This is a genomic window from Sandaracinobacteroides sp. (genome assembly GCF_057137845.1).
Genome location: NZ_DBNHFX010000196.1, coordinates 1 through 13447, shown reverse-complemented (window position 1 = coordinate 13447; position 13447 = coordinate 1). Strand labels below are relative to the sequence as shown.

14 protein-coding genes are annotated in these 13447 nt (G+C 64.5%); 5 read left to right on the top strand and 9 right to left on the bottom strand.

Annotated features, from left to right (window positions below):
- A partial coding sequence (locus AC16JP_RS11040) for an outer membrane protein assembly factor BamB family protein (protein ID WP_484340667.1) occupies positions 1-983 on the bottom strand: 983 nt, incomplete at its 3' end.
- Between the two features lie 176 nt (positions 984-1159).
- On the opposite strand from AC16JP_RS11040, the gene AC16JP_RS11035 reads away from it, so the two are divergent.
- Positions 1160-2413, top strand: coding sequence for an MFS transporter (locus tag AC16JP_RS11035; protein WP_484340666.1), 1254 nt, complete (start codon positions 1160-1162; stop codon positions 2411-2413).
- A gap of 15 nt (positions 2414-2428) precedes the next feature.
- Positions 2429-3349, top strand: coding sequence for a cysteine synthase A (gene cysK, locus AC16JP_RS11030; RefSeq protein ID WP_484340665.1), 921 nt, complete (start codon positions 2429-2431; stop codon positions 3347-3349).
- On the opposite strand, the gene AC16JP_RS11025 is transcribed toward cysK, so the two are convergent.
- The 6 genes from AC16JP_RS11025 to dapF all read right to left on the bottom strand — a co-directional run bounded on the left by AC16JP_RS11025 (position 3313) and on the right by dapF (position 9212).
- A complete protein-coding gene (locus AC16JP_RS11025; RefSeq protein WP_484340664.1) occupies positions 3313-4176 on the bottom strand; it encodes a metallophosphoesterase in 864 nt (287 codons plus the stop codon). The two genes, cysK and AC16JP_RS11025, sit on opposite strands and share 37 nt — an antisense overlap.
- A gap of 13 nt (positions 4177-4189) precedes the next feature.
- Entirely contained in the window at positions 4190-5632 is a 1443-nt protein-coding gene (locus tag AC16JP_RS11020) for an aldehyde dehydrogenase family protein (protein WP_484340663.1), read from the bottom strand.
- Between the two features lie 91 nt (positions 5633-5723).
- Entirely contained in the window at positions 5724-6335 is a 612-nt protein-coding gene (locus AC16JP_RS11015) for a septation protein A (RefSeq protein ID WP_484340662.1), read from the bottom strand.
- A complete protein-coding gene (gene ftsY, locus AC16JP_RS11010) occupies positions 6335-7276 on the bottom strand; it encodes a signal recognition particle-docking protein FtsY (protein WP_484340661.1) in 942 nt (313 codons plus the stop codon). Before ftsY ends, AC16JP_RS11015 begins: the two co-directional genes overlap by 1 nt.
- Complete coding sequence (locus AC16JP_RS11005; protein ID WP_484340660.1) at positions 7273-8421, bottom strand: radical SAM protein; 1149 nt, start codon at positions 8419-8421, stop codon at positions 7273-7275. The genes ftsY and AC16JP_RS11005 overlap by 4 nt, the downstream gene beginning before the upstream one ends.
- The gene (dapF, locus tag AC16JP_RS11000) at positions 8418-9212 is read right to left on the bottom strand and encodes a diaminopimelate epimerase (RefSeq protein ID WP_484340659.1); all 795 of its coding nucleotides are present in this window, start codon (positions 9210-9212) and stop codon (positions 8418-8420) included. Before dapF ends, AC16JP_RS11005 begins: the two co-directional genes overlap by 4 nt.
- Before the next feature lie 125 nt (positions 9213-9337).
- Between dapF and AC16JP_RS10995 the strand changes: the two genes are divergently transcribed.
- The 3 genes from AC16JP_RS10995 to AC16JP_RS10985 all read left to right on the top strand — a co-directional run bounded on the left by AC16JP_RS10995 (position 9338) and on the right by AC16JP_RS10985 (position 12150).
- Entirely contained in the window at positions 9338-9616 is a 279-nt protein-coding gene (locus AC16JP_RS10995) for an acyl carrier protein (RefSeq protein ID WP_484340658.1), read from the top strand.
- Positions 9617-9802: 186 nt separating this feature from the next.
- The gene (locus tag AC16JP_RS10990; RefSeq protein WP_484340657.1) at positions 9803-11020 is read left to right on the top strand and encodes a type III PLP-dependent enzyme; all 1218 of its coding nucleotides are present in this window, start codon (positions 9803-9805) and stop codon (positions 11018-11020) included.
- Positions 11021-11097: 77 nt separating this feature from the next.
- Positions 11098-12150 carry a 1,9-bis(guanidino)-5-aza-nonane synthase gene (locus AC16JP_RS10985; RefSeq protein WP_484340656.1) on the top strand — a complete coding sequence of 351 codons (1053 nt, stop codon included), beginning with the start codon at positions 11098-11100 and terminating at the stop codon, positions 12148-12150.
- On the opposite strand, the gene AC16JP_RS10980 is transcribed toward AC16JP_RS10985, so the two are convergent.
- A complete protein-coding gene (locus tag AC16JP_RS10980; RefSeq protein WP_484340655.1) occupies positions 12140-12784 on the bottom strand; it encodes a hypothetical protein in 645 nt (214 codons plus the stop codon). The genes AC16JP_RS10985 and AC16JP_RS10980 overlap by 11 nt on opposite strands.
- 67 nt (positions 12785-12851) lie before the next feature.
- Positions 12852-13447, bottom strand: a 596-nt coding sequence (locus AC16JP_RS10975; protein WP_484340654.1) for a methyltransferase, incomplete at its 5' end; no start/stop codon positions are given.

Below are 13447 nucleotides of genomic sequence, written 5' to 3'. Positions count from 1 at the left end.
GGCGTGGTCTGGAAATGCCACTTGTATTTGCCGCTGTTCGCATCGACCGCCACGATCGACGACACGAACAGGTTGTCGCCCTTGCCTTCGGGATCGCGCAGCGCCGCATTCCAGGGCGACGCATTGCCAACGCCAAAGACGATCTGGTCATTCTTTACGTCATAAACGATCGAATCCCAGACGGTTCCGCCGCCGCCATCGGTTTTCCACAGGCCCTTGTCGCCCCAGGTCGCGTTGGCCTTGCCAGCCAGAACATCGTCCGAGGCTGCGCCATCGGGCTTCTTGTCGGGGTTGGGCACGGTGTAAAAACGCCAGACCAGCTTGCCGGTTTTCACGTCATAGGCCGAAAGATAGCCGCGCACGCCCAGTTCAGCGCCGCCGTTACCGATCAGCACCATGTCCTTCACCACGCGCGGCGCGCCGGTAACGGTATATGGCTTCGAAGTATCGACGGTCTGCACCGACCAGAGGCGTTTGCCGGTCTTGGCGTCGACCGCTTCCAGCCGTCCGTCGATCACGCCCAGAAACAGCACGCCGTCCTTGATCGCAACGCCGCGATTCACCACATCGCAGCAGGCCTTCACGCCGACCGATTTATCGACGTCGGGATCATAGACCCAAAGCTGCTTCCCGGTCCGCGCGTCGACAGCGTGCAGCACAGACCACGACGATGTCGCATACATCACCCCGTCATGGATGATCGGCGTCGTTTCGATGCCGCGGTTCGAGCTTAGGTTGTAAGTCCACGCCACCCCAAGCTGGCCGACATTGTCGGCGTTCACCTGCTTCAGGCTGGAATGCCGCTGCTCGTCGTAGGTGCCGCCATAGGTCAGCCATTCCTTCCCGGCAGAACCGGCTTTGGCATAGATGTCCACCTGCGCGGCGGACGCTCCGGGCGCTGCCTTGTCGGCCGGTTTGCTGCAGGAAACCAGCAGCAAGGTGAAAGCAACAGCCACAAGCGATGTGCCCGCGCGAACGTGCATAGCAATTCTCCCCCGGCGCGACTCCCTCGTGCCGTTTGCCGCCATTGCTGCCACGTTCAGCGCCTCGTGCAAAGCATCCCAATTCTACGAGGCATGACGCCAGCAGCGCTGCTATGCACGCCCCAAGCCGAAATGCGTTTGTGAGCAGCCGTTGGCGCTGCTAGCCCGGAGTTGCCGTGACCGAACAACCAGCCTCCCCGTTCGAATACCAGCCGTTCCGCGCGTTCTTCGTAGCGCGGGTCGGCTCGACGCTCGCCCAGGTAATGATGGTCGTGGTGATCGGCTGGCAGGTTTACGATATCGCCCGCCAGACGATGCCCATGCGCGAAGCTGCATTTCTGCTCGGCCTGATCGGGCTGGCGCAGTTCCTTCCGGTTTTCGCGCTCAGCCTGCTGGTCGGGCTGGTCGCCGATCGCGTGGACCGGCGCTACATCGCCCGCGCCGCCGTTGCGCTGGAACTTGCCTGCGCACTGGCGCTCGCTGCGTTCTCGGCGGCGGGTTCAACGCAGCTTTGGCCGTTGTTCGCGGTGGCGGTGGCGCTGGGCGTCGCCCGCGCCTTCGCTTCGCCTACACTTTCCGCGCTGGCGCCCAATCTGGTGCCACCGACGGTGCTGCCAACCGCGATCGCCTGGAACTCGATGGGGTGGCAGGCGGGCGCCGTGCTTGGCCCGGTGATGGGCGGCATCGCCTATGATTTCGGCGATGCCCTTCCCTATTTGATTGCCGCAGCGTTGCTGTTGCTTTCTCTGGTGTCGCTGTTTCGCATCCCGCCGGTACAACTGCCCAGAAGCACCGGCGCCACCGGCCTTGCCGCCGTGCGCGAAGGGCTGGATTATGTCCGCTCCAACCGCGTGGTGCTTGGGGCGATTTCCCTCGATCTGTTCGCCGTTATTCTGGCGGGGGCCAATGCCATGCTGCCGATCTACGCGCGCGACGTTCTGCACGTCGGCCCGGCCGAACTCGGCTGGATGCGGGCAGCGCCTGCGGTCGGCGCGTCGCTGGTCGCGTTCTGGCTTACCCGCAACCCGCTGGGCAGCGCGGTCGGGCGCAAGATGTTCGTGAACGTCGGCATCTTCGCCATCGCCACAATGGCGTTCGGCTGGTCCACCAGCCTGCCGATATCGCTTATCAGCCTGTTCGTGCTTGGCGGCGCGGATATGGTGTCGGTCTATGTGCGATCTTCGCTGATCCAGTTGCATACGCCGGATTCCATGCGCGGGCGGGTTTCCGCCGTGTCGCAACTGTTCATCAGCGCCTCGAACGAACTTGGCGAGTTCCGGGCGGGCGTGGTTGCAGCGGCGATCGGGCCTGTCGCGGCAACGGTCGGCGGCGGCTTTCTGGCGCTTCTGGTTACCATTCTATGGGCAAGGCTATTCCCCGAACTGCGCGATGCAGACCGGCTGGACCTGCCCGACATATTGAAAGGCTGAAGAAGGAGGACGGCAATGCGTGCAGCCAGTATTCTGGAAACCATCGGCAACACCCCGCATGTACGGGTGGCGAAACTGTTTCCCAACGCCGAAGTGTGGATCAAGGGCGAGCGAAGCAACCCCGGTGGCTCGATCAAGGACAGGATCGCGCTCGCCATGGTCGAGGCCGCCGAAAAATCCGGCGCACTGAAGCCGGGCGGCACCATCATCGAACCAACGAGCGGCAACACCGGGATCGGCCTTTCCATGGTGGCGGCGGTAAAGGGCTATCGGCTGATCCTGGTAATGCCCGACAGCATGAGCATCGAACGGCGACGGCTGATGCTGGCCTATGGCGCAAGCTTTGATCTGACACCGCGTGAAAAAGGCATGAAGGGCGCGATTGCCCGCGCCGAAGAACTGGTGGCAACGACGCCCGGCGGATGGATGCCGCAGCAGTTCGACAATCCCGCCAATACCGAAGTCCATGCAAGAACGACGGCGCAGGAAATTCTCGACGATTTCCGCAACGACCCGCTGGACGCCATCATTACCGGCGTTGGCACCGGCGGCCACATCAGCGGCGTGGCGCAGGTGCTGAAGGCGCAATGGCCATCGCTGAAGGTGTTCGCGGTGGAACCGGAATTGTCGGCGGTCATCTCGGGCGGGCAGCCCGGCCCGCATCCGATCCAGGGGCTGGGCGCGGGTTTCATTCCCGGCAACCTGAACACCGGGCTGCTGGATGGCGCTATCCGCGTGTCGGGCGACGACGCGAAGGAATGGGCGCGCCGTTCCGCCCGCGAGGAAGGCATGCTGATCGGCATCTCGTCTGGGGCAACCCTTGCGGCCATCGCGCAAAAGCTGCCCGATCTTGGCCCCAAGGCGCGTATCCTCGGCTTCAACTACGACACCGGCGAGCGCTACCTTTCGGTCGCGGATTTCCTGCCGGTGGAATAGGCGGCATCTGGCGCCCGAAGGGTGATCAGCACCATTTCGGGCGCCACACCAAAGCGGATCGGAAGCACGCTGGTACCGACACCGGATGTCACCAGCAGGCGCCATCCGTTCACTTCGCACAGGCCGCGCCGGCACAGCGGATCGCCAGACCAGCGATCGCCAACCGATCCGACAAACGGCAGAACTACCTGCCCGCCGTGGGTATGCCCGGCAAGAGCAATCGCCGGATTGGCGCGAAGCGGCGGAAGATATTGCATCGCATCGCCTTCATGGCGCAACACCAGCACCGGCTTGCCGGCGGGGATGCCTGCCAGCGCCTGCCCCGGCCGGGCGCTGTGGGCAATCGTGTCGATCCCGGCCACGACCAGCGGTCCCACATCGACGTTGCGGTTCACCAGCAGCGTCGGCCGAACGAGGTTCGCCATGATGCGCGGCGTCCACGTCTGCTCGTCGTGGTTGCCGGGCACCGCGAACACGCCAAGCGGCGCCTTCAGCCCGGCAAGCGGCGGCAGCGCTTCTTCCAGCATCGAGCCGGGCCAGTCGAGCAGCTTTCCGCCCATATAGTCGCCGGCCAGCAATATCAGATCCGGCTTCAGCGCATTGGCGCGGGCAACGATCCCCAGAAGCCGCCGTGTGCGCATGTCGGGATAGCCGAAGTGGATGTCCGACATGAGCAGCACACGAACCTGCCTGCCGGGGGGCAGACCCGCCAGTTCCATGTTCATGCGCACAACAACGGGCGGCCGGGTTGCATTCCACAACCCGACCGCCAGAAACACGATCAGCAAGGCCGCAAGGGCGCCCAGCACCCCCGCAAGCCATTTCACTGCCCGCACGCTGTTATTCAGCAGCCTGCGCGGGCGCCGCCCATCCGATGATCGCCTTGGTTTCAAGGAACTCGGCGAATGCGTGGTCGCCCCATTCGCGACCGTTGCCCGACTGCTTGTAGCCGCCGAACGGCGCCATGAAGTCAAGCTGGGCGCCGTTCAGGTTCACCTGCCCGGCGCGAAGCCTGCGGGCCACGGCGCGCGCTTCGGCTTCCGGGCCCTGCACATAGGCAGCAAGGCCGTAGGGCGTGTCATTGCCCTCGTCGATCGCCTGATCGAGGCTGTCATAGGCAAGCATCGTCAGCACCGGGCCGAAGATTTCCTCGCGGGCGATGGTCATGTCGTTGGTGACGTCGGCAAACACCGTGGGCTTCACATAATAGCCCTTGTCCAGCCCGTCCGGTCGGCCGACACCGCCGGTCACCAGCGTTGCGCCTTCGTCGATCCCCTTCTGGATCAGGCCCTGAATCTTGTTGAACTGCACCTCGGACACCACCGGCCCAAGCTGGTGGTTGCCGGTCGGGTCGCCAACGGTCGCCGATTCCGCTGCCGCCTTGGCGATCGCCTTGGCCTGCTCCATCTTGGCGCGTGGAACGAACATCCGGCTGGGTGCGTTGCAGCTTTGCCCGGAATTCATCATCATCGCCTGCACACCACCGGCCACCGCCTTCTGGAGGTCGGCCGAATCCAGAACGATGTTCGGCGACTTGCCGCCCAGTTCCTGGCTCACGCGCTTCACCGAGGGCGCCGCACTGCGCGCCACCTCGACGCCGGCTCTGGTCGAGCCGGTGAAGCTTACGCAGTCGATCAAGGGATGGCTGGAGATCGCCGCGCCCACCGTCGGCCCATCGCCGTTCACCAGATTGAACACGCCCTTGGGCACACCGGCTGCATGCAGCACTTCGGCAAACAGGATGGCGTTGAACGGCGCTACTTCCGAAGGCTTCAGCACCATGGTGCAGCCAACCGCCAGCGCTGGTGCCACCTTGCAGGCGATCTGGTTGATCGGCCAGTTCCACGGCGTGATGAAGCCGCAAACACCGATCGGTTCCCTGGCGATCAGCGTGCCGCCGCGCTCCTCGTCGAAGCGATAATCCTTCAGCACCGCCATCGCCGTCTGAAAATGGCCGACGCCAAGCGCCGCCTGCGCCTGGCTGGCAAGCCATGAAGGCGCGCCCATCTCCTCGGTGATGACCGCCGCAATCTCGGGGTAGCGCTTCTGATACTCGGCTGCGATCGCGCCCAGAAGCTCCAGACGCTCGGCCACGGTGAAGCGGCTGAAACCGGGAAACGCCGCATGCGCTGCCTTCGCCGCACGGTCGACATCGGCCGCGCCACCCATAGCGATCCGGCCCATCGGAGCCTCCGTCGCCGGATTGATCACATCGAGCACCGAAGACCCGGCCGCAGGCTCGACCCATGCACCATCAATGTAAAATCGCAGCGCCTCGCGCATCATATCTCTCCCTCAAAACCGTTGCCCCCAAAAGATAGGGAAACGGCGCGGGAATAAAACCCCTGAAGGACGCGAGGTAGCGCGCCGCCGGTCAGCCCTTGTCGCCGCCGCCGGAGTTGTCGTCCGCCCTGGATTCCAGCCGCAGGCCATGCCGCGTCAGCATCGGCATCTGCGCCAGCGCAAAGGCAAACGTCAGCAGAGTGTCGCCCCACAGCTTGAAGTGCAGCCAGATGTTGGTTGGAAAGAAGCGCCAGAACAGCTCGTTCAGGCCGGCCAGAACCAGAAAGAAGAAAGCCCAGCGCCAGGCCAGCAGCTCCCAGCCGCGTTCGGACAACCCTTCGAACGCAGAACCCATGATGAGTTTCAGATAGTTACGGCGCCGAAACAGGCCAAAAAACAGGATCGCCGCGAATGTCAGGAACACGATCGTCGGCTTGATCTTGATGAACGTCTCGTCTTTCAGCCACAGCGTCAGTCCGCCGAATACGCCAACCAGAATGGCCGAAAACCATGTCATCGCCGGGATGTGCCGCACCAGCAGCCAGGCCGCGACCATCGACACCGCTGTCGCTGCCATGAACGCGGCCGTTCCGGCGAAAATGCCAAAGCGGGAATAGGCGGCGAAAAACACCAGCAGCGGCCCGAAATCGACCGCCAGCTTCTTCCAGCCGGTCAGTTCCCGGCGGGCAACGGGTTCGTGCATCAATTGGCTCCGGTCAGGGCTGCCGCAAAGGCCGCTGCATCGAACGGTCGCAGGTCGCCCAGCTTCTCGCCGACGCCGATGGCGTGGATCGGCAGTTTGAATTTCTCGGCAGCCGCCACCAGCACGCCCCCGCGCGCAGTCCCGTCGAGCTTGGTCATCACCAGCCCGGTCACGCCTGCAACCTCGCGGAAAATCTCGATCTGTGAAAGGGCGTTCTGCCCGGTCGTCGCGTCGAGCACCAGAATGGTGTCATGCGGGGCGCCGGGCGCCTGCCGCCCGAGCACACGGCGAACCTTGGCCAGTTCATCCATCAGGCCAGACTTGTTCTGCAGCCGCCCCGCCGTATCCACCAGCAGCACATCGCGCCCCGAAGCGCGCGATTCCTCCATTGCGGTGAACGCCAGCCCTGCGGCATCGGCGTCGGGCTTGCCGGAAATAACCGGGATCCCAAGCCTGCCGCCCCAGATTTTCAACTGCTCGACGGCCGCCGCGCGGAAGGTGTCGCCGGCTGCCATCAGCACGGAATAATCGTCTTCCTGAAAATTATGCGCCAGCTTGGCGATCGTCGTCGTCTTGCCGCTGCCGTTTACGCCGACCACCAGAATGGTGTGCGGGCGCGGGAACGCAGTCACCAGCAATGGCTTCGCCAGCGGCGCCAGTATGGCCGAAATCTCGTCGGCGGCGGTCTGGCGCACGCGGCTCATGTCGATGTCGCCCGAAAGCCGCGCTTCGGCCAGCTTGCCGACGATGCGCGCGGCAACTGTCGGCCCCAGATCGGCCGCGATCAGCGCTTCCTCGACGGTTTCCAGATCCTCGGCCTCGATGCGGCCGCCACCGATCAGAAAGTTCAGATTCTGCCCCAGCTTTTCCGACGAGCGCGACAGGCCGTCTCGCATCCGCTGGAGCCACCCGGCCTTCTGGGTAACGTCATCGCCGTTCATTCGGCCAACTCTCCGTTTTCGATACTGGTGGGGGTGCAGCGCACCAGCGTGCCGCGCGGCGCCGGCCTGCCCAGCCGCATCTTCATGCCGTTCGGGGTGATGCCTGCCCTCCCCTCGCTGACGACCACCGTTTCGCGCCCCAACATCGCCCGCTGCACTGCATTGTGCTGTGCAGCCGCCAACGCCCGCAGTTCTGCCGCGCGGGCACGGGCGGCAACAGCAGGCACCTGCGGCATCCGCGCGGCGGCAGTTCCGGGGCGAGGCGAAAACACAAATATATGCGCATGGGCAAGCCCGGCATCCGCAATCAGCGTCAGGCTGTTCCGGTGCGCTGCTTCGTCCTCGGTCGGGAAACCGGCGATCAGATCGGCGCCGATGGCGATGCCGGCGCGCGCGCGGTGCAATCGCTCGATCAGGCGCAGCGCGTCTGCCCGGTTGTGGCGGCGCTTCATGCGTTTCAGGATCATGTCGTCGCCCGATTGCAACGACAAATGCACATGCGGCATCAGGCGCGTGTCGGCAAAGGCTTCCAGCAGCGCGTCATCGGCCTCGGCCGCATCCAGCGACGACAGCCGCAGCCGGGGAAGATCGGGCACCCCCAGCAGTACCGCCTGCACCAGCCGCCCAAGCGATTGCGCGCCGGGCAGATCGTGGCCGTAGCTGGTGGCGTCGATCCCTGTCAGCACGACTTCTCTGACACCGCTCGCCACCAGTGCCGCGATTTCGCCGACCACGGTTGCCGTTGGCACCGAACGTGAAGCACCGCGCGCAAGCCGCGTCACGCAAAAGGTGCAGTCGTGATCGCAGCCATCCTGGATCGCAACGAAGGCGCGGCTCTGCCGGGTGGCGATCACCGGCGCTTCGCCGGTGCGCCCCCAGCTTTCCGGCCGGAACTTTGCAGCGTTGGGGATCACCTGGGCAAGGTCGGCAAAGCGCGCGGGTTCGATGGTTGCAGCGCATCCGGTTACAAAGACCGGGCCGTTCGCCGCCGCCTTGCGCACCGCCGCCCGCGCATCGCGAACCGCTTCGGCCGTCACTGCGCAACTGTTGACGACGGTCGCGCCATCGGGGGCCAAGGCCGCCAGCGCATCGCGTTCGGCAAGGTTCGAGCGGCATCCATGCGTCAGGATTGTGGCTGCGTTCAAAGCAGCGTCTCGCCGGTGAAGCTGGTGGCGACAGGCCCGGTCATCCGCAATGCGCCTGTTCCCGTCTCGGCGATCAGCAGATCGCCCCCCGGAAGCGACACGTTCGCACTATCGTCGACGAGGCCCCGCCTGCGGGCGGCGGCAAACGTTGCACAGGCGCCCGATCCGCAGGCCAGCGTCAGCCCGGCGCCACGTTCCCAGACGCGCAGGCGCAAATGGTTCCGGCCCACCACTTGCGCGACGTTCACATTCACGCGCTCAGGAAACACCGGGTCGACCTCGATTTCAGGGCCAAGCGCCTCCAGTGGAACCGCCGCCACATCATCGACGAAGAACACCGCGTGCGGGTTTCCCATACCGACGGCAACGGGATTGGAAAGCGCGCCCCAGCCAAGCGGCAGCGCCAGCGTATCCATCGCAAAGGCCAGCGGGATTTCGTCCCAGCCGAACCGGGGCGCCCCCATATCCACTGCGATCGCCGCCCCTGCTGCTTCCGCCGTCAGCACGCCGGTCGCCGTCTCGATCCTGACGTTGCCGCCCAGCATGTGCGCTACGCAGCGCGTGGCGTTGCCGCAGGCGCCGCTCTCCGAGCCATCGGGGTTGAAGATGCGCATGAACACGTCGGCGATGACGGACCGCTCAAGCCGGATCAACTGGTCGCAGCCGATGCCAAGCCGCCGGTCGGCCAGCAAGCGCACACGCTGTTGCGGCATCGGGATATCGGCATCGCGCGCATCGAAGATGGCGAAATCATTGCCGAGGCCATGCATCTTGACGAAGGGCGTTGCCATTGCCCGGCGCTTCTATGGGCGGGCGGCCGCAGTTGCAATGGCGGCCGGGCAAAGCTATGCCGCGCGACCTTGCCGGAGCGCCGGACAGCCCGGCGAGCAACCCACGAGAAAGCGCGAGAAAGAACGTGGAACGCCTGACCACCGCCCCCGACAGCCTTGTGCAGCAACTCGTTGCCGTTTTGGGCGAAGTGCTTTCGCTCGACCCGGCGATCACGGCGTCGCTTGACCGCTCCACGCCGTTGTTCGGCAACCTGCCGGAACTCGATTCGATGGCGGTCGCCACGGTGCTGACAGCGCTGGAGGATCGATTCCATATCCTGATCGACGACGATGACGTCAGCGGCGAGCTGTTCGAAAGCATCGGCTCGCTGGCCGATTTCGTAGCCGCCCGGCAGCAGCACTGAGGCCCGAAACCGCGGCCCGCGCCACTCGGGCGATGACCGTCTGTGCCGCGTTCCCAACCTGCTGGCGCAAACGGCACATTTTTCCCTTTACAGCGCGGTCCGACGATCCCATATGCCCCCCGCTGCCCCATGGGACTTCCACCGCAAGGCAGCTTGTCGTCAACTGCCTTGTGGAGGTCCCTTGAATTGCACGCGAGCCATAACGCGCTGGGGGTAGCGCGCGAGCTGCGACCGGCAGCTCCCGTAACCCTCGTCCGTCCCGAAGCCGCACTCGATGCAGCGCGCTTCTTCGTAACGGCATTTTCCGGCAAGAGCTTCTATGCGGTGAAGGCGAATCCATCGCCGCACCTCATCGAAACCCTGTGGGCAGGCGGAATCCGCCATTTCGACGTCGCCTCTATCGCCGAGGTCCGGCTGGTGCGCGGCCTGCTGCCTGAAGCAGTGCTGGCGTTCATGCACCCGGTGAAGGCCGAGGAAGCGATTCACGAAGCCTACCATGTGCATGGCGTGCGCATCTTCAGCCTCGACACCCACGAAGAGTTGCAGAAGATCGTCCGCGCCTGCGCGACCGACGGAACCCCCGCAAGCGACCTGACGCTCTGCGTACGCCTCAAGGTTTCGTCGGCGCACTCGAAGCTCAGCCTTGCATCGAAGTTCGGTATCGGCGTCGCCGAAGCCCCTGCCCTGCTGCTGGCGGCCCGGCAGGCCGCCGACACGCTGGGCATCTGCTTTCATGTCGGCTCGCAGGCCATGAGCCCTGCGGCCTATGCCGATGCCATGGCCTTCGTGCGCGCCGCGATCGTAGAGGCCGGCGTCACCGTCGACGTGATCGACGTGGGCGGCGGCTTTCCAAGCTCGTACCCGGGAATGGAGCCGCCAAGCCTCGAAACCTATTTCGCCGTCATCGAGCGCTCGTTCGAGCAACTGCCGGTATCCTATTCGGCCGAACTCTGGTGCGAGCCTGGTCGGGCGCTCTCGGCGGACTACGCAAGCGTGCTGGTTCGCGTCGAAAAGCGCCGGGGCAACGAACTCTACATCAACGACGGCGCCTATGGTTCGCTGTTCGACGCCGCCCATGTCGACTGGCGCTATCCGGTCCGTCTGGTGCGGGCGGATGGATCGGCCGCAGAAACCATGGATTTTTCATTCTATGGCCCCACCTGCGACGACATGGACCACATGAAAGGCCCGTTCGTCCTTCCGGCAGACGTGAAATCCGGCGACTATATCGAGATCGGCCAGTTGGGTGCCTATGGGCAGGCCATGCGCACCGGCTTCAACGGATTCGGCGAAGGCGAAACCGTTGCCGTTTCCGATGCACCGATGGCGTCGCTGATTCCTGTTGGCGGCAGCCCACGCATTCCCGAAAATGTGGTGCCGCTGGGGCTTGTCGCCCGCAGCTAGCTGGCCCATCAACCGTTCATGAAAACCCTCCCCCGCCAGCACACTGTGCGGGGGAATTTTCCCGTTTGGAGCAACGCATGACCGACCAAGTGAACCCGCAGCGCAAGGCCGAGCTTCTTTCGAAGCAGGTCGAACACATCGACATTAAAAGCTTCGATGCCCGCCCGATCATCGACCAGATGGCGAACATGAGCTTCACCAGCCGTGATCTTGCCCGCGCCACCCGCATCTACAACCAGATGCTGGAAGACAAGGACGCGACGATCTTCCTGGTGATCGCCGGTTCCACGTCGGCCGGCGGCTGCATGGACCTCTATGCCGATCTGGTGCGCAACAACATGGTCGATGCCGTGGTCGCCACCGGTGCGTCGATCGTCGATATGGATTTCTTCGAAGGCCTTGGCCACAAACATTATCAAGCGCTGGAAATTCCCGACGACAATACATTGAGATCACTGTACATTGATCGCATCTACGACACCTACATCGACGAAGAGCAACTGCAGGATTGCGACTCGACCATCGGCCAGATCGCCGACAGCCTCGAGCCAAAGGCCTATTCCAGCCGCGCCTTCATCCGCGAGATGGGGAAATATCTTGCGCAGCACGGCAAGAAGGAGAACAGCCTCGTCCGCCTCGCCTACGAACATGACGTCCCGGTGTTCTGCCCGGCGTTCGTCGACTCGTCGGCCGGGTTCGGGCTGGTGAAGCACCAGGTCGAGCGTATGAAGGCAGGCAAACCCTACATGGTCCTCGACGCGATCGCCGACTTTCGCGAACTGACCGACATCAAAATCAAGGCGGGTGCTTCGGGCCTGCTGATGATCGGCGGCGGCGTGCCGAAAAACTTCATTCAGGATACCGTTGTGTGCGCGGAAATCCTTGGCCACGAAGATGTGGAAATGCACAAATATGCCGTGCAGATCACCGTTGCCGACGTGCGCGACGGCGCCTGCTCGTCCTCGACGCTGCAGGAAGCGGCGAGCTGGGGCAAGGTGCAGACCGTGCACGAACAGATGGTCTATGCCGAGGCAGGCAGCGTCATCCCGCTGCTGGCCTCCGACGCCTATCACCGTGGCGCCTGGAAGAGCCGCCCCAAGCATCGCTGGGCGTCGATCTTCAACGACTGAGGCGCACAGGCTCGTTTAAAACAAGGGGGCGGGCCCGGCCGGCTCCGCCCCCTGGATGTATCCCCCTAGTTTGCATCGGCGATTTCAGTCGCCAGACAGCAGCTTCTGTAAGCCCGTCGTCTGCGCGCCTTTCCGATGGAGGGAGCTGCAACCATTGCACCAGTGCTGACGCGCGCTCTCCGGCGGCGAGGAACAGCAGGGCTAGGCGCCGGCGCTGCGCTGGTTCCCGCCCAATCGCCGGATCGGCCAGCATCTGTCCAGCCGCGATGGTTGCCGCCAGCACGTCCATCCCGGCAACTTGTCCGGCAGCGGCTGGATCAAAACAATAATCGTCTGGTGTCCCCTCTGGGTAAAGGGCGGCATTCCGGCGAATTCCTTCGCATTCGATACCGGACAATCCCTCGTATGCGATCGCGGCAGGCTTCCAGCCAGACAGCCGTTCGATCAGCAATCGCAGGTTGTCCGGTGAAAACCCACCGCCAAGGTTGGCAAGGTGGGGTGTCCCCAACACCATGATCTCGGTTGGCTGTCCGGCAAGCGGGCGGCGGTGGTCGCGCGGATCAAACACGGCAGCACACGCAGCCGAAGTAGTGACAGCACAAAACAACAAGGCTGCGACGAGGGTTCGGGCCATCATATCCTCCCATCCCTCTCTCGTCCGCTTTCTGCCATGCCGGATCGCCGCTGACCAGCGGCGATGCTCAGCGCCGGAATTCGGCCACCAGTTCAACATGGGTCGACCAGCGGAACTGCGCGACCGGCCACAGCCGGTGCAGCGTGTAGCCTCCCCTCGCCAGTGTTTCAGCATCGCGCGCGAAGGTCGCGGGATTGCAACTGACAGCGGCAACGACCGGCACCCGGCTGAGGGCCAGATTCGCGCACTGCGCCTGCGCCCCAGCGCGCGGGGGATCGATCACAACTGCATCGAACGCGTTCAACTCGTCTGCCGACAGGGGCTTGCGAAACAGATCGCGATGTTGCGTGCCGATACGCGCCTCCGCCCGCCGCGCGGCGGTTTCAAGCGCGCGGATCGCCGCCCCGGTACCGTCGATCGCTTCGACGCGCGCCTTTGCCGCCAGAGGAAAGCTGAACGTGCCGCAGCCCGCGAACAGGTCAGCCACGCGCTTCGAACGCCCGGCGACCGACTGCATTGCCGACACCAGCGCGGCTTCGCCATCGGCCGTCGCCTGCAGGAAGGCCGCTGGCGGCAGAGTTACCGCAACGCCCGCCATCGCCAACGAAGGGTCGGCGCGGGCGACGACGGTTTCCACACCCAATGGCCCGTCGACGGACAGGC

Bases quoted from the DNA above. Each gene is read 5' to 3' on its own strand.
- AC16JP_RS10980 (WP_484340655.1), bottom strand. From the start codon at position 12,784: ATGGCCCGAACCCTCGTCGCAGCCTTGTTGTTTTGTGCTGTCACTACT.
- ftsY (WP_484340661.1), bottom strand. From the start codon at position 7,276: ATGAACGGCGATGACGTTACCCAGAAGGCCGGGTGGCTCCAGCGGATG.
- cysK (WP_484340665.1), top strand. From the start codon at position 2,429: ATGCGTGCAGCCAGTATTCTGGAAACCATCGGCAACACCCCGCATGTA.
- AC16JP_RS11020 (WP_484340663.1), bottom strand. From the start codon at position 5,632: ATGCGCGAGGCGCTGCGATTTTACATTGATGGTGCATGGGTCGAGCCT.
- AC16JP_RS11015 (WP_484340662.1), bottom strand. From the start codon at position 6,335: ATGCACGAACCCGTTGCCCGCCGGGAACTGACCGGCTGGAAGAAGCTG.
- AC16JP_RS10985 (WP_484340656.1), top strand. From the start codon at position 11,098: ATGACCGACCAAGTGAACCCGCAGCGCAAGGCCGAGCTTCTTTCGAAG.
- dapF (WP_484340659.1), bottom strand. From the start codon at position 9,212: ATGGCAACGCCCTTCGTCAAGATGCATGGCCTCGGCAATGATTTCGCC.